20 protein-coding genes are annotated in these 21,830 nt (G+C 67.8%); 16 read left to right on the top strand and 4 right to left on the bottom strand.

Annotation, left to right across the window (positions count from 1 at the left end; genetic code table 11):
* Position 1: 1 nt before the first annotated feature.
* Complete coding sequence (locus ACNR9O_RS22745; RefSeq protein ID WP_473684428.1) at positions 2-763, bottom strand: uroporphyrinogen-III synthase; 762 nt, start codon at positions 761-763, stop codon at positions 2-4.
* Positions 764-916: 153 nt separating this feature from the next.
* On the opposite strand from ACNR9O_RS22745, the gene ACNR9O_RS22740 reads away from it, so the two are divergent.
* The 3 genes from ACNR9O_RS22740 to ACNR9O_RS22730 all read left to right on the top strand — a co-directional run bounded on the left by ACNR9O_RS22740 (position 917) and on the right by ACNR9O_RS22730 (position 2,411).
* A complete protein-coding gene (locus ACNR9O_RS22740; protein ID WP_473684430.1) occupies positions 917-1,384 on the top strand; it encodes a YiiD C-terminal domain-containing protein in 468 nt (155 codons plus the stop codon).
* A gap of 70 nt (positions 1,385-1,454) precedes the next feature.
* Positions 1,455-1,877, top strand: a complete 423-nt coding sequence (locus ACNR9O_RS22735) for a hypothetical protein (protein WP_473684432.1) — start codon at positions 1,455-1,457, stop codon at positions 1,875-1,877.
* A gap of 87 nt (positions 1,878-1,964) precedes the next feature.
* Entirely contained in the window at positions 1,965-2,411 is a 447-nt protein-coding gene (locus tag ACNR9O_RS22730; protein ID WP_473684434.1) for a rhodanese-like domain-containing protein, read from the top strand.
* Positions 2,412-2,503: 92 nt separating this feature from the next.
* On the opposite strand, the gene ACNR9O_RS22725 is transcribed toward ACNR9O_RS22730, so the two are convergent.
* Complete coding sequence (locus tag ACNR9O_RS22725; RefSeq protein WP_473684436.1) at positions 2,504-3,562, bottom strand: 2Fe-2S iron-sulfur cluster-binding protein; 1,059 nt, start codon at positions 3,560-3,562, stop codon at positions 2,504-2,506.
* A 64-nt stretch (positions 3,563-3,626) separates the two neighbouring features.
* Between ACNR9O_RS22725 and ACNR9O_RS22720 the strand changes: the two genes are divergently transcribed.
* Complete coding sequence (locus ACNR9O_RS22720; protein WP_473684438.1) at positions 3,627-4,067, top strand: hotdog fold thioesterase; 441 nt, start codon at positions 3,627-3,629, stop codon at positions 4,065-4,067.
* A gap of 199 nt (positions 4,068-4,266) precedes the next feature.
* The gene (locus tag ACNR9O_RS22715) at positions 4,267-5,220 is read left to right on the top strand and encodes a serine/threonine protein kinase (protein WP_473684440.1); all 954 of its coding nucleotides are present in this window, start codon (positions 4,267-4,269) and stop codon (positions 5,218-5,220) included.
* A 19-nt stretch (positions 5,221-5,239) separates the two neighbouring features.
* On the opposite strand, the gene ACNR9O_RS22710 is transcribed toward ACNR9O_RS22715, so the two are convergent.
* On the bottom strand, positions 5,240-8,203 hold the full coding sequence (locus ACNR9O_RS22710) for a LysM peptidoglycan-binding domain-containing protein (protein ID WP_473684442.1): 2,964 nt from the start codon (positions 8,201-8,203) through the stop codon (positions 5,240-5,242).
* A 239-nt stretch (positions 8,204-8,442) separates the two neighbouring features.
* On the opposite strand from ACNR9O_RS22710, the gene ACNR9O_RS22705 reads away from it, so the two are divergent.
* From ACNR9O_RS22705 to ACNR9O_RS22685, 5 genes are all read left to right on the top strand, one after another.
* A complete protein-coding gene (locus ACNR9O_RS22705; RefSeq protein WP_473684444.1) occupies positions 8,443-9,003 on the top strand; it encodes a DUF1190 domain-containing protein in 561 nt (186 codons plus the stop codon).
* Entirely contained in the window at positions 9,003-10,181 is a 1,179-nt protein-coding gene (locus tag ACNR9O_RS22700; RefSeq protein WP_473684446.1) for a glutathionylspermidine synthase family protein, read from the top strand. The genes ACNR9O_RS22705 and ACNR9O_RS22700 overlap by 1 nt, the downstream gene beginning before the upstream one ends.
* Before the next feature lie 77 nt (positions 10,182-10,258).
* Positions 10,259-10,696 carry a hypothetical protein gene (locus tag ACNR9O_RS22695; RefSeq protein ID WP_473684448.1) on the top strand — a complete coding sequence of 146 codons (438 nt, stop codon included), beginning with the start codon at positions 10,259-10,261 and terminating at the stop codon, positions 10,694-10,696.
* A 54-nt stretch (positions 10,697-10,750) separates the two neighbouring features.
* A complete protein-coding gene (locus ACNR9O_RS22690; RefSeq protein ID WP_473684450.1) occupies positions 10,751-11,926 on the top strand; it encodes a class I SAM-dependent rRNA methyltransferase in 1,176 nt (391 codons plus the stop codon).
* A 75-nt stretch (positions 11,927-12,001) separates the two neighbouring features.
* Positions 12,002-13,444 (top strand): DNA recombination protein RmuC, encoded by a 1,443-nt coding sequence (locus ACNR9O_RS22685; protein ID WP_473684452.1) that lies wholly within the window; start codon positions 12,002-12,004, stop codon positions 13,442-13,444.
* A 176-nt stretch (positions 13,445-13,620) separates the two neighbouring features.
* Here the strand turns inward: ACNR9O_RS22685 and ACNR9O_RS22680 are convergent, their stop codons facing one another.
* On the bottom strand, positions 13,621-14,436 hold the full coding sequence (locus ACNR9O_RS22680; protein WP_473684454.1) for a shikimate 5-dehydrogenase: 816 nt from the start codon (positions 14,434-14,436) through the stop codon (positions 13,621-13,623).
* Between the two features lie 125 nt (positions 14,437-14,561).
* On the opposite strand from ACNR9O_RS22680, the gene ACNR9O_RS22675 reads away from it, so the two are divergent.
* From ACNR9O_RS22675 to ACNR9O_RS22650, 6 genes are all read left to right on the top strand, one after another.
* Positions 14,562-15,335, top strand: a complete 774-nt coding sequence (locus tag ACNR9O_RS22675) for a hypothetical protein (protein ID WP_473684456.1) — start codon at positions 14,562-14,564, stop codon at positions 15,333-15,335.
* 70 nt (positions 15,336-15,405) lie between these two features.
* Entirely contained in the window at positions 15,406-16,005 is a 600-nt protein-coding gene (gene folE / locus ACNR9O_RS22670) for a GTP cyclohydrolase I FolE (RefSeq protein ID WP_473684458.1), read from the top strand.
* Positions 16,005-16,340, top strand: a complete 336-nt coding sequence (locus tag ACNR9O_RS22665) for an EF-hand domain-containing protein (RefSeq protein WP_473684460.1) — start codon at positions 16,005-16,007, stop codon at positions 16,338-16,340. The genes folE and ACNR9O_RS22665 overlap by 1 nt, the downstream gene beginning before the upstream one ends.
* Before the next feature lie 92 nt (positions 16,341-16,432).
* On the top strand, positions 16,433-17,812 hold the full coding sequence (locus ACNR9O_RS22660; protein WP_473684462.1) for a TCR/Tet family MFS transporter: 1,380 nt from the start codon (positions 16,433-16,435) through the stop codon (positions 17,810-17,812).
* Positions 17,809-18,315, top strand: coding sequence for a DUF1993 domain-containing protein (locus tag ACNR9O_RS22655; protein WP_473684464.1), 507 nt, complete (start codon positions 17,809-17,811; stop codon positions 18,313-18,315). Before ACNR9O_RS22660 ends, ACNR9O_RS22655 begins: the two co-directional genes overlap by 4 nt.
* Before the next feature lie 335 nt (positions 18,316-18,650).
* Positions 18,651-21,746 carry a TonB-dependent receptor gene (locus ACNR9O_RS22650; protein ID WP_473684466.1) on the top strand — a complete coding sequence of 1,032 codons (3,096 nt, stop codon included), beginning with the start codon at positions 18,651-18,653 and terminating at the stop codon, positions 21,744-21,746.
* Positions 21,747-21,830 lie beyond the last annotated feature (84 nt).

Raw genomic sequence — 21,830 nt, 5'->3', positions numbered from 1 at the left:
CTCAGCGCGCGGCTTCGGCGAGCAGATCCACGGCCAGCGCGGACGCGGCGATGCGCACGCGCGCGAAGCCGCCGGCGCGGGCCGCTTCGGCGAGGCGCTCGCTGCTGGCGATCGCCGTGGTCGCGCACAGTTTCTTCCACGCCAGCGGCGGCAGCAGCGCATGCAGGTTATCCAGCGCCTCGGCGGACGACAGCAGCACCCGCGCCGAGCGCGACAACGCTTCCACCGCGGCGATGTGCCGGCGCGACAGGCGCGGCGCCACCCGACGGTACACATGCAGCTCACGCAACACCGCACCGCGCGCGGTCAGCGCCTCGCGCAACAGGCCACGTCCGCCCGGCGCGCCGATCAATGCCACGCGCACGCCGCGCAGCTCGCGCAGCGACGGATGGGCGAGCAAGCCCTCGCTGTCCTGACGCTCCGGCGCCAGCGCGTCGATGCCGTGCCGGCGCAGCGCGCGCGCGGTGCCCTGCCCCACCGCCAGCACCACGGCGCGCGTACGCAGCGGCGCCAGCCGTGCGGCGAAGCGCACCGCGGCCGGGCTGGTGAACACCAGCAGTTCGTCGCGCAACGCCGCGCGCAGGATGGCGGCAGCGCCACGCGTATCGTCGGGGCCGCGCAGCGACAAGCCCGGCAGCGCCAGCGGCTCACCGCCCAGCCGGCGCACCTGGCGCGCCAGCGGCGCGGCGGTGCCGGCCGGCCGCGTGATCACCACCACGCGATCGGCGAGCGGGAGGGAAACCTTGGCGCGGATCGAACTCATGGCATGCCCGGAGGGAGACCGCGCGAGTGTAGCGAGGGTTGCGCGACGGGTCGTGACCCGCGCCACCGTCTCCATGACTCGCCACCCATGTGGGGCCGCATTCCTCCCGCTAGACTTGCCGGTTCCCCACCCCCTCGCCTGCTTACGCTCCACATGACCGCCGCCGCTTCGCCCGCCCAGCACCTGATCGCGTTCATCCGCGACACGATTCCTCTCGCGCACAGCATGGACCTGCGCCTGCACAGCCACGACGAGGATCACCTCGCCATCGCCGCGCCGCTGGGACCCAACATCAATGACAAGGGCTGCGCCTTCGGCGGCAGCCTGGTCAGCCTGATGACGCTCAATGGCTGGGGCCTGGTCGAGCTGGAACTGCGCCGGCGCGGCTACGACTGCGACGTGTTCGTGGCCGCCTCGACGGTGAAGTATCTGGAGCCGGTGTGGGACGACCTTCTGAGCGAAGCACGCCTGGCCGAAGGCGCGGACTGGGACACCTTCATCCACACGCTGCGCACGCGCGGCCGCGCGCGGATCGAGGTGGCGTGCCGCGTGCCGGGCGAGAGCGATGCCAAGCCGGCGGCCACGCTGAGCGCGCGCTTCGTCGCAAAACGCCGGGACTGACGACCCGGCACGGCCCCGGCGGGCCGGCGCTTGCGGCAGAATGGGCGGGTCTTCTCCGGGGAAATCCGCCATGCGCCGCCTGCACGCCTTCGCCGCCCTGCTCGTGCTGTTGTCCACCCTGCTGCTCGCGGGCTGCGCCACCGACCGGCGCAACGAATCGCTCACCCGCACGCTCAATGCCTATGGCGGCGTGATCCGCTGGGGCGACTTCGGCAACGCGCTGCAGTTCATCGATCCGAAGGTCCGCGCCGAAAAGACGCCCAGCCCGCTGGAGATGTCCCGCTACGACCAGTACCGCGTCACCGGCTACGACGACGGCCAGGGCCCCGCGCCCAATGGCGACAACGAGGTGCGCCAGATCGTCGCGATCAGCCTGGTCAACAACAACACCCAGGTCGAGCGCACCGTGATCGACCGCCAGACCTGGCGCTACGACCAGGAAGCCAACCGCTGGTGGCTGGTCTCCGGCCTGCCCAGCATTTCCGCCCAGTGAGCCCGGCGGGCCTGCAGCCCGTATAATCGCCGGTTCGATCTCATTGCCCTCATCGCGCGGACCTTCCGCGCCCGCGGAAACCTTCGAATGAATGACGTCCTGCACAAGCTGCCCGAGTTCATCGGCAACCACCTCGCGCTCTCGGCGCTGTTCGTCATCCTGCTGGTGGCGATCGTCGTGCTGGAAGTCATGCGCCTGCTGCGCAAGTACAAGGAACTGACCCCGGCCGGCCTCACCCTGCTGATCAACCGCGAGAGCCCGCTGCTGATCGATCTCTCCGCTTATGCGGACTTCGAGAAGATGCACGTCCCGGGCGCCAGGCACGTGGCGATGAGCCAGTTCGACCCGGAAAACAAGGATCTGGCCAAGGCCAAGGAACTGCCCGTGGTGCTGATGGACAAGGACGGCCGCGGCGCCGCCGACAAGGCCGCCCAGCGGCTGGTCAAGGCCGGCTTCGCCAAGGTCTACACCCTCGGCGGCGGCGTGTTCGCATGGCAGCAGGCGCAGCTGCCGGTGGCCAAGGGCGCCAAGTAAGCCCGCTCCGCCGCCAACGCTTCGCCCGCCTCTCGCGCGCCTTCAGGGCGCGCGATGCGTTTTGGGGCTCCGAAAAACCAGGCGCGGAAGGATCAGGCGTGGACCAGGCCGGCGCGGCCGGCGAGGATCTGCGCCAGCACGTCGGGCGCGTAGTCGAACGAGTCGTAATAGAGCCGCTCCTCGGGCAGACCGGCCTCCAGGAACAGCTTGCGGCCGGCATCGATCATCGCCGGCGGACCGCTCATGTAGACGTCGTGGCCGGAGAGATCCGGCAGGTCTTCCAGCACGGCCTCATGCACCAGGCCCATGCGCAGGCCGCTGGCGGCGGCCTGCTCGGGGTCGGACAGCACCGGCTCGAAGCGCAGTGCGTGCGCCGTGCGCTCCCAGCTGCGGGCCAACTCGAGCAGATACAGGTCGGCCGCATTGCGCGCGCCCCAGTACACCCGCATGGGCCGGCGCGTGCCCAGCGCGATGAAGTGCTCCACGATCGCCTTCACCGGCGCGAAACCGGTGCCGCCGGCCATGAACACCATCGGACGCTCCGAATCCTCGCGCGGCACGAACGTGCCCAGCGGCGCTTCGATGCGCAGGCGGTCACCGACGCGCAAGCCGTCGGCGACCCACGAGGTAAAGCCACCGCCGGCAACATGGCGCACGTGCATCTCGATTGTGCCGTCCGCCCGTGGGCCGCTGGCGATGGAGAACGGACGGCGACGTCCATCGTCGAGCAGCACGTCCAGGTATTGTCCCGGCAACCAGTTCAGTCGTGTCTCGCCCGGCACGGGCCGCAGGTACAGGCCGATCACGTCCGGCGCCAGCGAAATTTTCTCCGTCACTTCCACATCGAGCCGCCGCCGCGCGATGTCCTCGACCGAGGTCACCTCGCGCGCGGCGATCAGCAGGTCTTCGCGCGGCACCGCCTGGCACAACAGCACGGCGTGCTGCGCGGGCGAGGTGCCGGAGAGCGCCAGCGGCGGATTGCGCGGATAGTCGCAGCTGCCCTGCAGCAAGGTGGCCTTGCAGCTGCCGCACACGCCCGCGCGGCATGAGTACGGCAGCGCGATGCCGGCCCGCTGCGCGGCTTCCAGCACGGTTTCCCCGGGCTCGACCGGGAAACGGCGGCCGGATTGCTTGAGGGTGACGGTGAGCACAGGTGCGATTGTCGCGGCGGGCGGGGTGGCCCGACAATGCGGGCTCTTTCCCGGAGTATCAACCATGGCAGCGATCTGGAAGCAGGACACCGACCTGGCGCGTCTCAACGCCTGGAGCGCGAACACCATGATGGAGACGCTGGGCATCCGCCTCACCGCCGTCGGCGACGACTGGCTTCAGGCCACGATGCCGGTGGACCATCGCACGCACCAGCCTTATGGCCTGCTCCACGGCGGCGCCTCGGTGGTGCTGGCCGAGACCCTGGGCAGTACCGCCGCCATGCTCACGCTCGATCCCGCGCAGGAAGCGGCAGTGGGCCTGGAGATCAATGCCAACCATATCCGCGGCGTGCGCGAAGGCATCGTGGTCGGCACGGCGCGCAAGCTGCACGTGGGGCGCAGCACGCAGGTGTGGGAGATCCGCATCGAGACCGAGGCGGGCGAACTGGTGTGCATCTCGCGCATCACGATGGCGGTGATTCCGGCGCGGGTGGCCAAGAAGTAACGTCGCACCCTGAAGTCCTTCTCCATCTTCGGGAGAAGGTGCCGCTCCTACAGGGATTTCCTTCGAGGGGGCAGGGCTCGTGGCAGAACATCGACGGCGCGAGGCACGCTTTCCGTTCCCGCTTCTACGCTCCGCCCGGCCCCTCACCCCAACCCTCTCCCCGGAGGGGAGAGGGAGCAGAAAAAACACGGTGTCCCTGATGTCTCAAGAAGCCCCCTACGCCTCGCTCACTCCCGACCACGTGCTCGACGCGGTCGCCGCCTGTGGCCTTTATCCCGACGGCCGTCTGCTCGCGCTCAACAGCTACGAAAATCGCGTGTGGCAGGTCGGCATCGACGATGCGTCGCCGGTGATCGCGAAGTTCTATCGCCCTGGCCGCTGGAACGATGCGGCCATCCTGGAAGAACACGCCTTCGCGCTGGAACTGGCCGAGGCGGAACTGCCCGTGGTCGCGCCGCTCGCCTTCGGCGGACGCACGCTGCTACATCACGCCGGCTTCCGTTATGCACTGTCGCCGCGCCGCGGCGGCCGCGCGCCATCGCTGGAATCGGCCGAACAGCTCGAATGGCTCGGACGCCTGATCGCGCGCATGCATCTGATCGGCGCACGCGCATCGTTCGCGCATCGCGGCCGCGTGGACCGCGCCACGCTGATCGAGCAGCCGATGCAGGCGGTGCTCGCCTCGCCGCTGCTGCCGGCGCCGCTGCAATCGCGCTACCGCGTCGCCGCGCAACGCGTGGACGAGATGGTGGCGCTGCGCCTGGACGCGGTTGGCCCGGTGCGCCAGCTGCGGCTCCACGGCGATTGCCATCCGGGCAATGTGCTGTGGACCGACCATGGCCCGCATTTCGTCGATCTCGATGACGCACGCACGGGACCGGCGGTGCAGGATCTGTGGATGCTGGCCAACGACGACGAGGCGATGGAAGCGCTGCTGACCGGCTACGAGCAGTTCCGCGAGTTCGACCGCACCGAACTGGCCCTGGTCCCGGCGCTGCGCGCGATGCGTCAGGTGCATTACGCCGGCTGGATCGCCGCGCGCTGGGACGATCCGGCGTTTCCCGCCGCGTTCCCGTTCGCCGCGGAATCGCGCTGGTGGGACCAGCACGTGGAAGATCTCCACGAGCTCGCCGACGAGCTGGGCGCCGGCTAGCGCCCAGCCCGCCTTTCTCTCAGGGTGTCGGCGGGTCGACGCCGAGCACGTTCTTCAGCACCACGTCGAGCTGGTGCGCCGATTCGGGTCTCTGCTCGGTGTTGAGCGGGAACGGATTGCCCGCGATCGCGGTGGCGCGGAACAGCACGCCGGGGCCGCTGCCGAACACGCCATGGTTCACGTTGCCCGCGATCAGCGCATTGTCCTTGGCCCAGCCGTCCCAGGTGCCGTCGCTGCGGTTGGTGGCGCCGAACTTGGCGGGGTCGCCACCGACTGTATCGAGCGAGGACAGCAGCGCACCCGCAAAGGTCTTCTGCTGGTCGGCGCCGAGCTTGTTGAACCAATCCATGGTCTGCTGCGTGTTCATGCCGTGCAGCTCGCCGTAGCGCATCAACATGTTCGCCGCCGGCTGGTCGTCGTCGCTGTGCCATGCGCCAAGCGCCTTGGATGCGCTTTCGTTGTAGCCCAGGCCTTGCAGGAAGGCCTCGCGGCCCGGCACGGCCTGGTCATTGTCCTTCTTGCTCTGGTACGCCATCAGGCCCACCGTGCCCAGCGCGACCAGACCGATACCGATCGGGCCGGCCCAGCCGCCCAGCTCCGCCGAACCGCCGACCAGCGCCGCGGCGCCGGTGAGGCCCTCGCCCGTCGCCGCCGCATTGCCGGCCACCCACATCAGCGAGCCGACGCCGGTGGTGGCGTAGAGTGCGCCTTCGGTGGAGTTGCCGTTGTTGAAGGCCTCACCGGACTTCCACAGATCGATGGCGCCGGAAAGCAGGTTTACGGAGTGGTCCACCAGGCGGCTCGCGGTGAATTTCCACGCCCCTTCGTCCGGCACCCATTTCAGGCCGGTGAGCAGGCCCGCGGTCTTCTGGCTGAAGCCCACCGCGCTCGCGCCGGCGGATATCCAGTTGCGGACTTCGTCCAGGGTGTTCTTGCCGGTGCCGAGCTTATCGGTGGCGCTGGCCAGGCTCAGGCCGGCCGCGCCGACGCTGAAGGTGCGGAACAGCTTGCCCAGCGCGCTGCCGCTGTCGAACGCCTTGATCTTGCCCAGCTTGTCGTTGGTGTCCTTTTCGCCATCCAGCAGGGCCGCTTCCAGCGCTTCCTTGGTCTTGGCGGAGTCGGCCAGCGCCCGGAAATCGTTGACGTTGCCCTTGAGCACGTCGGTGGCTTCCTTCAGCCCGCTCACCTTGCCGCCGTCCACGCCGAGCAGCGCAGCCAATGGCTTGTTGTCGCCCAGTTCGTCCAGCTGCTGGATCACGCGCGTGCGGCCAGCCAGATCCTTGCCGGTCTCGCCGAGCTGCTTCTGCAGGTCGCTGAGCCTGCCTTTGACGTAGTTGGTGCCCAGCTCCTGGGTGAGCTTGCGGCCGGCCTGGTCGGCGACCTTGCCGTACTGCGCCCAGACGTTGATGAGCGTCTTGCCCTGCTCGCCCTTGAGCACGGTGGGATCGCTCTGCACCGCCAGCTTCATCGCCGCCTGGTTGTTGTCGCTGCCGAAGATCTTGCCCAGCGTGTCGTTCACCGCCTTCTGGTCGCCCGGATGCGCGGCGGCCCAATCGCCCAGCGCGGCCTGCTGGGAGAGCAGCAGCTTGCCGTCGTCGGCAATGCGCTGCTGCGCGGCAGCGACCTGCTGCTCCCAATCCGGTCCCTTCTTTGCCTTGTAGCTGTCGATCGCCGCCTTGAGCTGATCGGCAGTCATGGACTTGCCTTCCTTGGCGATCAGGCTGTTGAGCTCGCCGGTGAGCTTGACGTACGACTCGACGGCGCCGTCCACGCGGTAGTGCGTGTCCTGCACGGTCTTGAACAGCTCCGTCATGGTCTGTTCGCACCACGCGTTGTTGATGCGGTCGTTGCCGCTGCTGCGCACCTTGTCCACGAAGGTCAGCGCCAGCGTCGGGTCGCCGGACTGCTGCGCCATCGAGGTGAGCATCGATTGCGTGTTCATCGAATCGGCGACGATGCGCGGATCCGGCAGCTGCATGGCCAGATCGTTGGCAAGCGACTGCGCCGCCTGCGGATCGTTCTGGCGCAACGTACCCACCACCGTGGAGAGATCGGAGAGGATGTTGCCGGAGTGGCGCTGCTCGCTGTCGTAGAAGAAAGCGAAATGCGTGAGCTGCTCCATCTGCGTGCGCCCCTGCGACGCGATGGCGGCACGCGCGGCCGGCGAAGACAGGCCCGCCATCAGCTCGGCGTAGCGGCCGGCGGACTGCTCGGCTTGCTGTGCCTTCGGCTCGATCTGGCGGCTGTTGGTGAGCTGCTCTTCCTTATATGGCTGCGCGGCCCAGTCGGCAGCGTCCTGCACGGTCTTGGCGAAGGCCGGATCGGCCTCGGCCAGCGTGCGCACCTGGTCGGAGCTGACATTCTTCAGCGCCGTGTCGAGCGCCAGCAGCTTGTCCTTCGGCGAGCTGTAGCCGGCGTTGGCGTTGCTGGCCAGAAGGCTGGATGCCTCTTGCTTGTCCACCGCGTGCTGGATCGCCGTGTCGCCCTGGTAGCGGCCGAGGATGTCCTTACGCGCCGATGCCTCGCGCTCGGCAAGGCTCGGCAGCTGCTCGCCCAGCTGCTTGCGCTGTTGCGGGGTGAGGCCGTCGTTCACCGGCTCCTTCAGGCGCGCCTGCACTTCGGCGTCGACGGCCTTGTCGAGCGTGTCCTGCAAGCCGGGCAGGTCACCGGTGCGGTTGTCCGTGACGGCCTCCTGATAGTTGTTGAGCGCCCGGTTCACCATCTGCTGCGGCGTGGGCGCGGGCGCCGGCGCGCCGGCGACGGCCGGCGCATTCGCCGGCGGCATGGCCAATACGTCGCCCGGCATGATGCGAGAGCCCGATACCGCCGGGTTGGCCTGGTGCAGCGCTTCCACCGTCGTGCCGAATTTCTGGGCGATGCCCTCGAGCGTATCGCCGTGCTCGACGCGGTATTTCTCCGGCGGCGGCGGCGGGGGCGGCGGCGGTGTATAGGCCTGGATGCCGAGGTCGCGCGGGATCGCCATGATCGTAAGCCTTTGCGGATGGGGACAAGGGTGCGCTATTGGAAAGGTCCCCGCAGGCGGGCGCCTACTGGGGCTAACCCTAGGTTGCGGCTTGTCTTGCAACGGTCATGAATACCGCCGGATGGTGACGATCGCATGGCACCTGGTGTCGAAAGAATTTGCCCCGGGAACTTCCTTCCCGCGCGCGGCGCGGGCATGCTTGCCGCTTCGACGCCCGCGATGACGCAATGGAAGGTGCGATGAAACGCTCCAGGACCGCCGCCCTGCTGCTGATGAGCAGCCTGCCTCTCTACCTGACCGCCTGCGGCGACGACGACTCCACTCGCGAAGGCCTGTACACCTCGGTGGCATCCTGCACGGCGCAGACCGGCGACCGTGCGACCTGCGAGCAGGCGTTCGCCAAGGCCAAGACCGACGCCGAGCAGAACGGCCCGCGCTTCGCCAGCCGCGAGGAATGCGCCACCACCTACGACTGGGACCGCTGCGAGGAACGCCGCGACAACACCGGCCATTCCTTCTTCGGGCCGATGATGACCGGCTTCTTCCTGTCGCAGATGCTGCGCAACGGCAGCCCGATGCAGGGCTTCACCGGCGGCCCGGCCTTCCGCAACAGCGCCGGCCAGTGGCAGCAGCCGGATCCGAACGACCGGCGCGGCGGCAGCGGTGCCGGCGGTTACTACGGCGGCTACAGCGGCAGCGGCTCGCGCGCGATGGTGCCGGTGAGCGCGGTGCCCGACCGCGCCGTGACGGTGAGCCGCGGCGGCTTCGGTTCGTCCTTCCGCGGCCGGGCCGGCAGCTGATGCGCCGCATCGCGATTCGCGAGCGCCCCGACTGGCGCGCCCGCGCGGCCGACTGCGGCTTCGTGTTCCACACCATCGACGGCGAACCGTACTGGGACGAGTCGGCCTATTACGCCTTCTCCCTGCGCCAGATCGAAGACGACATCGAGGCGCCGACCGAAACGCTCCACGCGATGGCGCTGGACCTGGTCGACGAGATCGTCGGCAGCGAACGCCAGCTGCGCCGCCTGGCCATTCCCGAGGCCTACTGGGACTGGATCGCGCGCAGCTGGCGCGAACGCCAGCCGCATCTGTACGGCCGCATGGATTTCGCCTACGACGGCCGCGGTCCCGCCAAGCTCTACGAACTGAACTACGACACGCCTACCTCGCTGTTCGAAGCGGCGTTCTTCCAGTGGGAGTGGCTGGAAGACCAGCTCGCGCGCAACGGCCTGCCCGCCGGCGCGGACCAGTTCAACTCGATCCAGGAAGCGCTGGTGGAAGCCTTCGGCGCGATCGCCGGCCATATCGCGCGGCCGTTCCTGTTCGCCGCGCTGAGCTCGTCGGCCGAAGATCAGGGCACCATCGCCTATTTGCGCGACTGCGCGCTGCAGGCCGGCATCGAGAGCGGCACGATGCCGATCGAGGACATCGGCATCAGCGCGGACGGACGCTTCACCGACGTGCACGACCGCGTCATCGGCGCGCTGTTCAAGCTGTATCCGCTGGAGGACATGCTGCGCGAGGAGTTCGGTCGCTACTTGCCGGCCTCGGGCCTGCAGCTGATCGAGCCGCCGTGGAAGGCCGTGCTCAGCAACAAGGGCATCCTCCCGCTGCTGTGGGAGAAGCATCCGGGACATCCCAACCTGTTGCCGGCCGCGTTCGACGATGGCGGCGAACTGCCGCGCGGGTGGGTACGCAAGCCGATCCATTCGCGCGAAGGCGCCAACGTGACCATGCACCTGCCCGATGGCCGCCGCGTCGAAACCGGCGGCCCCTATCAAGGCCCGTGCATCCGCCAGGCCTGGCATCCGCTGCCGGACCTGGGCGGCGTGCATCCGCTGATCGGCAGCTGGGTGGTGGCCGACCGCGCCTGCGGCATGGGCATCCGCGAGGACGCCTCGCCGGTGACGCAGGACTCGGCGCGCTTCGTGCCGCACGCGATCCTGGACGAGCCGCGCGGCGTACTCATGGCGTAGGTGAGGTCGGGCGTCAGCCTACGCTCGGCCATGCGGTCCGGCTAAGCTTGCCGCTCTTTTGTCGACGGACCACCCGCGTGCGCAGTTTCCTCTTCCGCCTGATCGGCATTCTCGAAGTCGCCGGCGGCTTCTACGGCCTGGTGAGCATGCTGCGCCGCCTGCTGCCGCTCGGTTCCGCCCACGACTCCATCGTCACGGTGATCGGCCTGGTGCTGTACGCCTTCGTGCTGGTGGCCGGCTTCGAACTGCTGGGCAACAGCGAGCGCGGCGTGACCTTCTCGCGCATCGCGCAGCTGTTGCAGCTGCCGCTGGTCGCCACGCCGATGCTCAGCTATGGCCTGCACTGCGGCGCCTTCGTCAACATCTTCGCCACACTGCAGGCCTCGCCGCACCTGGGCCTGGACTGGCACGTGGGCTCGCAGGGCTTCGTGCTGGCGGTGGCCGGGCCGGCGGTGTCGCGCCTGGGCATCAATCTGCTGGCCCTGCTGTCCTGGCTGGCGCTGCGCCTGCGCTGAGCTTTTTCGCGCGAAGAAAGCGGGCCGGCGGGGCGCAGCCGGTATCATGGGCGGATGAATAGCCCCGCCCCCGCCCTGCCCGTCATCCGCCTCAAGTCCGATCGCACGCCTGGCCACCCCTGGGTGTGGTCCGCGCAGGTGCACAAGCCTGAGCAGCGGCTGCCGCCGGGCAGCGTGGTGGAAGTGATCGACGCCAAGGACCGCTTCGTCGGCCGCGGCTTCTGGAACGGCCACGCGCGCATCGCGCTGCGCCTGCTGACCGCCGATCCGGATGAGAGCATCGACGCGGACTGGATCGCCGCGCGCATCGCCCGTGCCGTGCAGCTGCGCCGCGAACTGCTGCAGCTGGACCGCGCCACCGACGCCTGGCGCGTGGTGCACAGCGAAGGCGACGGGCTGTCCGGCCTGATCGTGGACCGCTATGCCGACATCCTGGTGATCGAATACTTCGCCGCCGGCATGTGGAAGTTCCGCGAGGCGATCCACGCCGCGCTGCTCTCGCACTTTCCCGGCGCGCGCCTGTACTGGTTCGCGGAGAGCCACGTGCAGAAGCAGGAATCCTTCGATTGCCGTGCCGCCGACGCGCCCGCGCCGGTGGAAGTGCACGAGCACGGCCTGCGCTTCCACGCTGCGCCGGGCCTGGGCCACAAGACCGGCTTCTTCGCCGACCAGCGCGACAACCGCGCCCGCTTCGCCGAACTGGCGCGCGGCCGCCGCGTGCTGGACCTGTGCTGCAACGCCGGCGGCTTCGCCGTGCATGCGCTCGCCGCCGGCGCGCGCGAGGCCACCGGCGTGGACATGGACGCGGGCATCCTCGAGGTGGCGCGCGCCAACGCCGCCGCCAACGGCCAGGACGCGCGCTTCGAACAAGCCGACATCTTCGACTGGCTGCGCGCGGCGATCGCGCGCGGCGAGCAGTACGACGCCGTGGTGCTGGACCCGGCCAAGCTCACCCGCGATCGCAACCGCGTGGTCGACGCGCTGAAGAAGTACTTCGCGATGAATCGCCTCGCGCTGGACGTGATCCCGCCCGGCGGCCTGCTGCTGACCTGCTCGTGCACCGGCCTGGTGAGCGAGGCGGATTTCCTGGAGATGCTGCGCCGCGTGGCGCTCAACGCCGGCCGCGAGATCCAGGTGCTGGAGGCGCGCGGCGCCGGCCCGGATCACCCCGTGCGCAGCGACGTGCCGGAGGGGCGTTATCTGAAGGCGGTGTTCTGCCGGGTGTGGTGAGGACCGCCGCACACCCGCGTCCCAGCGCCTGAGACGGCGACGCGTACACTTAGGGCATTGCCGTCCGGAATCGCCATGCCCCTTACCGACATCCTGCTCATCGTCCTGGCCATCCTCGCCCTCGCCGTGCTGGCGCTGCAGGTGATCCTGCTGCGCGGGCGGGACGACGGCGGCACGCATGCGCGCCTGGATGCGCTCAAGGACGACGGCGAGCGCCTGCAGCGCGTCCTGCGCGAGGAGCAGCGCGCGGGCCGCGAGGAACTGCAGCAGGGCTTCGACCGTTTCCGCGGCCACGTGGGCGAACAGCTCGGCGGCATGAACCAGCATCAGGCCGAACGCATCGACGGCTTCGGCCAGCGCCTGAATCTGCTCACCGAACGCACCGACGCCGGCCTGCAGGCACTGGCGCAGCGGCTGGCCGAGGACGCGCGCCACAGCCGCCAGGAACTCACGCTCGCGCTCAACCGCTTCGGCGAACAGCAGCAGCAGCGCCTGGCCGCGCTCACCGCCGACAACGAGAAGCGGCTGGGCGAAGTGCGCGCCACCCTGGAAGACAAGCTCAAGGCGATCCAGGATGACAACGCCGCGAAGCTCGAACAGATGCGCGCCACGGTGGACGAGAAGCTGCAGAACACGCTGGAAACGCGCCTCGGCCAATCGTTCCAGCTGGTCTCCGAACGCCTGGAGGCGGTGCAGCGCGGCCTCGGCGAGATGCAGAGCCTGGCCACCGGGGTGGGCGACCTCAAGCGCGTGCTGACCAACGTGAAGACGCGCGGCACCTTCGGCGAAGTGCAGCTGGGCGCGCTGCTGGAGCAGATCCTGGTCCCCGACCAGTACGCATCCAACGTCGCCACCATCCCCGGCTCGGCCGAGCGCGTGGAGTACGCCATCCGCCTGCCCGGCAACAACGGCGAGCAGCCGGTATGGCTGCCGATCGACGCCAAGTTTCCGGTGGAGGACTACCAGCGCCTGCTCGACGCGCAGGAAGCGGCCGACGCCGACGCCGCACTGGCCGCGGGCCGCGCGCTGGAAGTGCGCGTGCGCGAGGAAGCCAGGCGCATCCAGAGCAAGTACGTGGCGCCGCCGCACAGCACCGACTTCGCCATCCTGTTCCTGCCTACCGAAGGCCTGTATGCGGAAGTGATTCGCCGCCCTGGCTTGTCCGACCTGTTGCAGCGTGACTACCGCATCACCCTGGCCGGCCCCACCACGCTCACGGCCCTGCTCAACAGCCTGCAGATGGGCTTCCGCACGCTGGCGATCGAGAAGCGCAGCAGCGAGGTATGGCAGCTGCTCGCCGCCGTGAAGACCGAATTCGGCAAGTTCGCCGGCGTCCTGGAAAAGACGCGCAAGAAGCTCACCGAAGCGAGCAACGTGATCGACCAGGCCGGCGTGCGTACGCGCGCGATCGAACGGAAGCTGCGACACGTGGAAACGTTGCCGGGCGAACAGGTGCAGCAGTTGCTGGGCGAGTCGCCTAACGGAGAGATTGAAGAAGAGGACGAAGCGGGCGAGTGAGCCCCCTCCTGCTCCCTCTCCCCTTCGGGGAGAGGGTTGGGGTGAGGGGCCGGGCGGAGTAGTGAGCTGAGGGTCGAGAAAACTTAAGAGCTTTTCTTCGCTCCGTAGAAAGACCCTCGCCAGAGTGGCCCCTCATCTGCCTGCTGGCATCATCTCCCCGGAGGGAGAAGAGTTCTTTAGGCCAGCGCGTGCGCCGCCGCCTCCGCGATCAACGCATCCTCCGGCCGCACGCCCGTATAGAGCACGAACTGCTCCACCGCCTGCAGCACGATCACCTCCGCGCCGGTAATCACCGGCTTGCCCTTCGCGCGCGCCAGGCGGATCAGCGGCGTCTCCGGCGGCAACGCCACCACATCGAATATCACGCACGCGCGCTCGATCTCCGCCTCGGTGAACGCAAGCGCCTGCGCATCGGGCCCCTCCATGCCCAGCGGCGTGACGTTGACCAGCAATCCCGCCTCGATGCCGCGCATGTCCGGCGCCCAGTCATAACCCGTGGTCTGCGCCAGCGCGCGGCCGGTGGCTTCGTTGCGCGCCACGATGTGGCCGCGACGAAACCCCGCGTCGCGCAAGGCGCACGCCACTGCCTTGGCCATGCCGCCGCTGCCGCGCAGCGCGAGCGCAGTATCGGGCGATACGCGATGCTGTTCGATCAGCCTGGCTACCGCGATGTAATCGGTGTTGTAGCCGCGCAGATGGCCATCGTCGTTGACGATGGTGTTGATCGAGTCGATCGCCGCGGCGGACGGATCCATCGAATCCACCAGCGGAATACTCGCCTCCTTGAACGGCATCGAGATCGCGCAGCCGCGGATGCCCAGCGCGCGGATGCCGCCGATCGCCGCCGGCAGGTCGCGCGTAGTGAACGCCTTATAGACGTAGTCGAGGCCCAGGGCGTCGTAGAGATAGTTCTGGAAACGCGTGCCGAAATTGCCGGGACGGCCGGACAGCGACATGCATAGCTTGGTGTCGCGGGAAATACGCAGGGTCATGGGTTCGCTCTTTTTTCCATCGTCACACGGGACCATAGACAGCCCGACGATGACCATCAACCCCGACGGCGTCCGCGCGGCGTTCCAGCCCATGCATCGGATCGCGATGCCCGCCGGAGCCGTCCATGAAAACCCTGATGATCGCGCTGGCGCTGGCCGCCGGCCTCGCGCACGCCACCCTCGCCTGCGCCGTCGGCTATCTGCCGAACCCGGCAGTGGGCCGCCTGCTGACCTTGAGCGTGTACGACCGCACCAGCGGGCGCAGCCTGCCGGTCTATGCCTCCCGGGGCCACTATTACGTCGCCGGCGAACCAGGCCACCGCTACCAGGTCCGCTTGCGCAGCCGCAGCGACGCCGACCTGCTCGCAGTGCTGTCGGTGGACGGCGTCAACGCGGTATCCGGCCAGACCGCGGGCTGGTCGCAGACCGGCTACGTGCTCGACCCGCGCGCAAATACCGACGTGCTGGGCTGGCGCAAGAGCCTCACCCAGGTCGCCGATTTCGTGTTCACCGATCTTGGCGACAGCTATGCGGCAAAGACCGGGCGCCCGGACAACGTGGGCGTGATCGGCGTGGCCGTGTTCCGGCGCAAGTCGCTGCCACCGCCTGACTACGACGCCGACGGCGTGGCCGCCAACCAGGCACTGCCCGCACCGGCCGCCGCCAAGATGCAACGGTTGGCCGAAGCCGGCACGCCGCTGGGCACGGGCCACGGGGAGCGCGAGCACTCCGTCGTCACCGAGGTGGCGTTCGAGCGCGCCTCCGATACGCCCGACGAAGTGATCACGCTGTACTACGACACCCGGGAAAACCTGCTGGCCCGGGGCATCCTGCCGATCGGGCGTCCCCGGACCACCCAGCCGGAACCCTTCCCGGGACGCTTCGTTCCCGACCCCTGAGGGCATCGCCGGGGCCCTGGCTTGACGCCGGCGCTACACTTGTCCACCTGCGACATCCAAAGGAATCCCCATGAGCGACCAGCACCCGACCGACGTCACCCCCGAGCAGGCCGAGGAGGCGGTACGCGTGCTGTTGCGCTGGGCCGGCGAGGATCCGTCGCGCGAAGGCCTGCTGGATACGCCCAAGCGCGTGGTCAAGGCGTATCGCGACTGGTTCTCCGGCTACCTCACCGATCCGGGCGAATACCTGCGCCGTACCTTCGAGGAAGTGGCCGGCTACGACGAGATGGTGGTGTTGCGCGACATCGAGTTCGAAAGCCACTGCGAACACCATATGGCGCCGATCGTGGGCCGTGCCCACGTCGGCTATCTGCCGACCAACCGCGTGGTCGGCATCAGCAAGCTGGCGCGCGTGGTGGAAGCCTACGCGCGCCGCTTTCAGGTGCAGGAAAAGCTCACCGCGCAGATCGCGCAGTGCATCCAGGAAAACCTGCATCCGGCCGGCGTGGCGGTGGTGATCGACGCCAGCCACGAGTGCATGACCACCCGCGGCGTGCACAAGCGCGGCGTATCGATGATCACCAGCCAGATGCTTGGTTCCTTCCGCGAGGACGCGCGCACCCGCGCCGAATTCCTGCAATTCATCGGCATCCGCGGCGGCGCGCGCTGATGCGTCGCGCCCTGGCGGCAACCCTCGCGGCGTTGCCGCTGCTCGCCGCCGCGCAGGGCTACCCGCGCACCCCGGCGGAGTACCTCAAGCTGATGGATGCCGACGGCGATGGCCGCGTCAGCGAGCAGGAGTACGTGGACTATCTCAGCGCCGGCTTCCGTCGCATGGACACCAACGGCGACGGCGTGCTCGAGCCGGAGGAACTGCCAGGCGGCCACGGGAAGCCCGTGACCTTGCGCCAGCACCAGGACAACCTGCGCCGGCAGTTCCACAAGCTGGACCGCAACCACGACGGCTACCTCGACGCGAAGGAACTCGCGGCGCCGCCAGCCTGAGGTTTCTGCCGGGTCGATGCGCATGATGCGCCGCTACAACGCGCGTCATCCGCATTGCGCTATCGTGCGCGCTTTCCCCCTGCCGCCCGACCATGGACCAGCCTGTCACGCCAGTCTCCGAGCCGCGGCGCCGCGCGGCGGTCGCCTTCATCTTCGTCACGGTGCTGCTGGACATGCTGGCGTTCGGCATCGTGATCCCCACGCTGCCGCACCTGATCGAACAGCTCGCTGGCGGCGGCGTGGCCGAAGCGGCATCGTGGGTCGGCATCTTCAGCACGGTGTTCGCCTTCGTGCAGTTCATCTTCTCGCCGGTGCAGGGCGCGCTGTCCGATCGGTTCGGGCGGCGGCCGGTCATCCTGATTTCCAATCTCGGCCTGGCGATGGATTTCGTGGTGCTCGCGGTGGCGCCCACGCTGTGGCTGCTGTTCGCCGCGCGCATCGTGCTGGGCATGACCGCGGCCAGCTTCACCACCGCCAATGCCTACATCGCCGACATCACTCCCAAGGAGAAGCGTGCCGCGGCGTTCGGCATGCTGGGCGGCGCCTTCGGCCTGGGTTTCATCCTGGGCCCGGGCCTGGGCGGCGTGCTGGGCGATATCTCGCTGCGCATGCCGTTCTGGGCGGCCGCGGGCCTGGCGATGTGCAATTTCCTTTACGGCCTGTTCGTGCTGCCCGAATCGCTGCCGAAAGAGCGGCGCACGCCGCGCTTCGAACTGCATAGCGCGCACCCGCTGGGCGCGCTGAAGCTGCTGCGCCGCGACCCGGTGCTGCTCGGGCTGGGCGTGGTGATGTTCCTGGTCTATCTGGCGCACTATGTGCTGCAGACCACCTTCGTGCTGTACGCCGATTACCGCTATGGCTGGGGCGTGCAGGCGGTGGGCTTCGTGCTGATGCTGGTGGGCGCCTGCGACGGCTCGGTGCAGGCCTTTCTCACCGGCCGGCTCACGCCGCGCTTTGGCGAACGCCGCGTGCTGCTGGCCGGCATGCTGTGCGGCGTCGGCGCCTTCCTCCTGATGGGGCTGGCCAACGTGGGCTGGGTGTTCCTGCTGGGGATCCCGATGATGGCGCTGTGGGGCCTGTCCGGTCCGCCGATCCAGGCGCTGATGACGCATCAGGTAGATCCCACCGAACAGGGCCGCCTGCAGGGCGCGATCGCCAGCCTCGGCAGTTTCGCCGGCATCTTCGGCCCCACGCTGTTCGCGCAGGTCTTTTCGTTTTCGATCTCGCCCACGTCGCCGCTGCACGTGCCCGGTCTCGCCTTCGTCGTGGCCGCTGGCCTGATGGTGGTTGGCACGCTGATCGCCGCGCGTACCACGCGCCGAACCGCCGACCTGGCCGCCACGCATGCCGCGGGACCGGCGCCTTGCGCTGCCGCCGTGCCCGAAGACCTGTCGCCGCTCGCCACCACGCGGCCGGTCGACATCGATGCTGTCGATTCCCGTCCCGCCACTTCCTCGGAGCCATCACCATGACGCTTTCCATGTACCAGGCCTCGGTCCCCGTGTTCCTGCGCGCCCTGGGCAACCTCACCCATGTACTCAAGAAGGGCGAAGCACACGCGCAGGCCAAAGGCGTCTCGCTCGACGTGCTGCTGCAGACCCGCCTGATCCCCGACATGCTGCCGCTGGTGCGGCAAGTGCAGATCGCCACCGACATGGCCAAGAACGGCACCGCCCGCCTGGCGGGTGTGGAGCCGCTCAAGTTCGAAGACACCGAAACCAGCTTCGACCAGTTGCATGCGCGCATCGAGCGCGCGGTGGAATACATCAAGGGCTTCAAGCCCGAGCAGGTGGATGGCAGCGAAGCTCGCGCCGTGACCATCAAGACGCGCAACGGCGAACAGCACTTCGAAGGCCAGGCCTACCTGCTGCATTACTTGCTGCCGAATCTGTTTTTTCACTGCACCACGGCGTACGCGATTCTTCGCGTCGCCGGCGCGGAGCTGGGGAAGGCGGATTTCATGGGCAAGTTCTAAGAAAAATTCTCTGCTCTTGGTGATCGACACGGCGGCGGCGCGCATGCGCCGCCGTTTTTTTTCGCGCGTGGATGACCTTCAACGCCAGCCGCCTTGAAGGGGAAAACTGACACGACATGCGCAAAGCATGTCGGCGCTTGGCGCCCGCACGCGGGTTTGCGCATGACGCTGCGCTTTTGGGAGCGGTCCGATTGTTCGTGTACCGGCACTCCGATTATCAACCCGCTCAGCGTTCGCTCACCGAACGTCAGGGCCACGACTGAGCCCGTTCATCGAGGCCAAGCGCCTCGCGCCGGCGCCCTGCGTCACCCAAGATCTTTACGGGGAGAATCATCTTGAAAGCCATCCCACATCCGGGCCATGCCCTGCATGGCCGAGCATCGTTTTCGCGTGCGTCCGCCCTCCGGCGCACCGCACTGACCTGCGCACTCTGCGCCGGCCTTTTCGCCGGCGCCGCATCGGCGCAGAGCACGGTAGGCGACATCTATGGCATCGCCGCGCCATCCCAGGTCATCCAGGTGCAGAACCTGGGTTCCGGCGCGAGCCGGCAGGTCGAAGCCGACAAGGACGGCCGCTATCGCATCAGTTCGCTGCCGATCGGCCGCTACAAGGTCAATCTCCAGGCCAACGGACAGACCGTGGGCAGCCGCGAGATCAACGTGGTGGCAGGCCAGTCCGCCCAGCTCAACTTTGCCGACGGCGGCGGCGCCGGACCGGCGCGCAACCTCGACACGGTCACCGTCTCGGCCAATGCGCTGACCGCGATCGACGTCGCCAGCGTCGAATCCCGCACCACGTTCAGCGCGAGCGAACTCGACAACCTGCCCGTGCCGCGCAATGTCGTGGATGTGGCGGCGCTGACGCCGGGGACCATCAAGGGCGATCCGATCTTCGGCAACCTGCCCTCGTTCGGCGGTTCGTCGGTGGCGGAGAACAGCTATTACGTCAACGGATTCAACGTCACCAATCTGTTCAACAACCTGTCGTTCACCGAGGTGCCGTTCCAGGCCATCGACCAGCTGGACGTGCAGACCGGCGGCTACGGCGCCCAGTACGGCTTCTCCACCGGCGGCGTCACCAGCGTAGTGACCAAGCGCGGCACCAACGAATGGAAGGGTGGCCTCAGCTGGGTCTATACGCCGGATTTCGCTCGCGAACGCGCGCCGACCACCTACCGCAAGAACGGCACGCTGTACCGCAACTTCGAGCGCAATGCGACCAACGACAATGTCTACTCGGCGTGGATCGGCGGGCCGCTGATCAAGGACAAGCTGTTCCTGTTCGGCATCTTCCAGGCGCAGCGGCAGACCCAGACGGCGTACCCGGCCGCCTCCGGTTCCGGCCAGGGCATCGCCCCCAACTCCGCCAATCGCAACACGTTCAACAATCCGTACTCGCTGATCAAGCTGGACTGGAACATCGACGACAGCAACATCATCGAGTACACGCACCTCAACAACACCCAGCACGCCACCAACAACTATTTCACCGCGGCCTACGGCAAGGACCGCACGCCTTACACGACGGATTATCTCGGCCAGCGGCAAGTCAAGCTGGGCGGCAATACGGATGTCGTCAAATACACCAGCTACCTGGCCGACAACCTCACGCTCTCCGCACAGTACGGCAAGCTCACCAGCCTCAATTCGTCGCGCTACATATCGCCGGATGGCACGGTCACCACGTATGACGGCGACATCGGTTCACCGGCGCAAGGCTGCGCCTACGTCATCGATGGGCGATGGTCGGTCACGGGCGCCAACGGGACACCGGTGACGAACGATCCCTACCGCTCCTGCTACACCTCCACGAACAACGACATCTTCGGCGGCAAGGATCAGCGCAAGAACTGGCGCGTCGATCTGGAATGGAAGCTGGGAAGCCACAGCCTCGCCGGCGGCTATAGCCGCGATGACTGGAAGTCGGATGCCGGCCAGACCTATGCGGGCGGCGCGCTCTATTACTACCAGAGCGAGGACGAGGATCCGGCCAATGACTACGTCTCGGTGTACAACTTCCGCACCGGCGGATCGGTGAAGATCATCCAGAAATCGTGGTACCTGCAGGACAACTGGCAGATCAGCGATCGCTTCCTCGCCTATATCGGCGTGCGCAACGACTCCTTCAACAACATGAATGGCGCCGGCGAGACCTTCGTCAAGCAGCGCAACATCTGGCAGCCGCGCCTGGGCTTCTCCTGGGATGTGTTCGGCGATTCGAGCACGAAAGTCTTCGGTACCGCCGGCCGCTACTCCCTGCCCGTCGCAGCCAATGTCGCGCTCAGAGCCGCCACCGCGTCCTACTACACCATCCAGGACTGGACCTATAGCGGTGTCGACCCCGTCACCGGCGCGCCGGTGCTCGGCGACAAGCTCGGCGAGCCGGTCATCGTCAACGGCGAAAGCGGCGCCACGCCCGATCCCCGCTCGGTAGCCGACCGCAATCTCCGTCCTTACTCGCAGGACGAATACATTCTCGGCTTCCAGCACAGGATCAGCAGCGACCATCCCTTCCTCGACAACTGGACCGTCGGCGCCAAAGCCATCTATCGCAAGCTCAACAACGCAATCGACGATACCTGCGACTGGCGTCCCTTCTACGAGTACGGCAAATCGATCGGCCTGGACATGGACGCCCATGGCGATCAGTTCACTCCGCCGCCGAACACGCCAGGCTGCTTCATCTACAACCCTGGCAAGTCGCTGACCCTGGACCTCGATCTGGACGGCAGCGGCCAGCTGCGCCCGGTCACCATCCCGGCCGACCTGTTCGGCACCAAGGCCAAGCGCAGCTACCAGGGCATCGTGCTGAGCGCCGAGAAAGGCAACGCCCGCTGGTACGCCAACGTCTCCTACACCTGGTCGAAGAACTACGGGAATACCGAAGGCCTGGTGAAGTCCGACAACGGCCAGAGCGATACCGGCACCACGCAGGATTTCGACTATCCGGAACTCGGCATCGGCTCCAACGGCTACCTGCCCAATGACCGCCGTCATAGCTTCAAGGCCTACGGCGCCTACAAGTTCTCGTCCGAGTGGTCCGTCGGCCTGAACATGCTGGTGCAGTCGGGACGGCCGAAGAACTGTTTCGGCGGCGGCGCCGGCGCACCGATCGCCAACGGCATCCCCAGCTACGACTCGGCCTACTTCTGGTGCGAAGGAGACGTCGCTCCGCGCGGCAGCCGCGGCCGTACGCCATGGACCTGGACCTTGAGTCCCAACGTCGTCTACACCCCGATCTGGGCCAAGGGGCTGACGCTCAAGCTCGATGTCATCAACGCCTTCAACAACACCAAGCCCGTCGTGGTGAACGAGGTCGGCGAACGCCAGCCGGGCGCCAATCCGACCACCTACTACAACACCACGTACGGCATCCCGACCAGCTATCAGACGCCGCGGTACTTCCGTTTGATGGCGCAGTACGACTTCTAGTCGCGAGGTAATCACCCGGCAAGAACAAAGGCCGCTGCGCAATCAGCGGCCTTTTTTTGTGTCCCCGCGCGATTGCTTGCTTTT

It is taken from the genome of Dyella sp. CR10 (assembly GCF_055814425.1).
The sequence above is the reverse complement of the archived record's forward strand: the minus strand, read 5'-3'. Positions and strand labels throughout refer to the sequence as shown.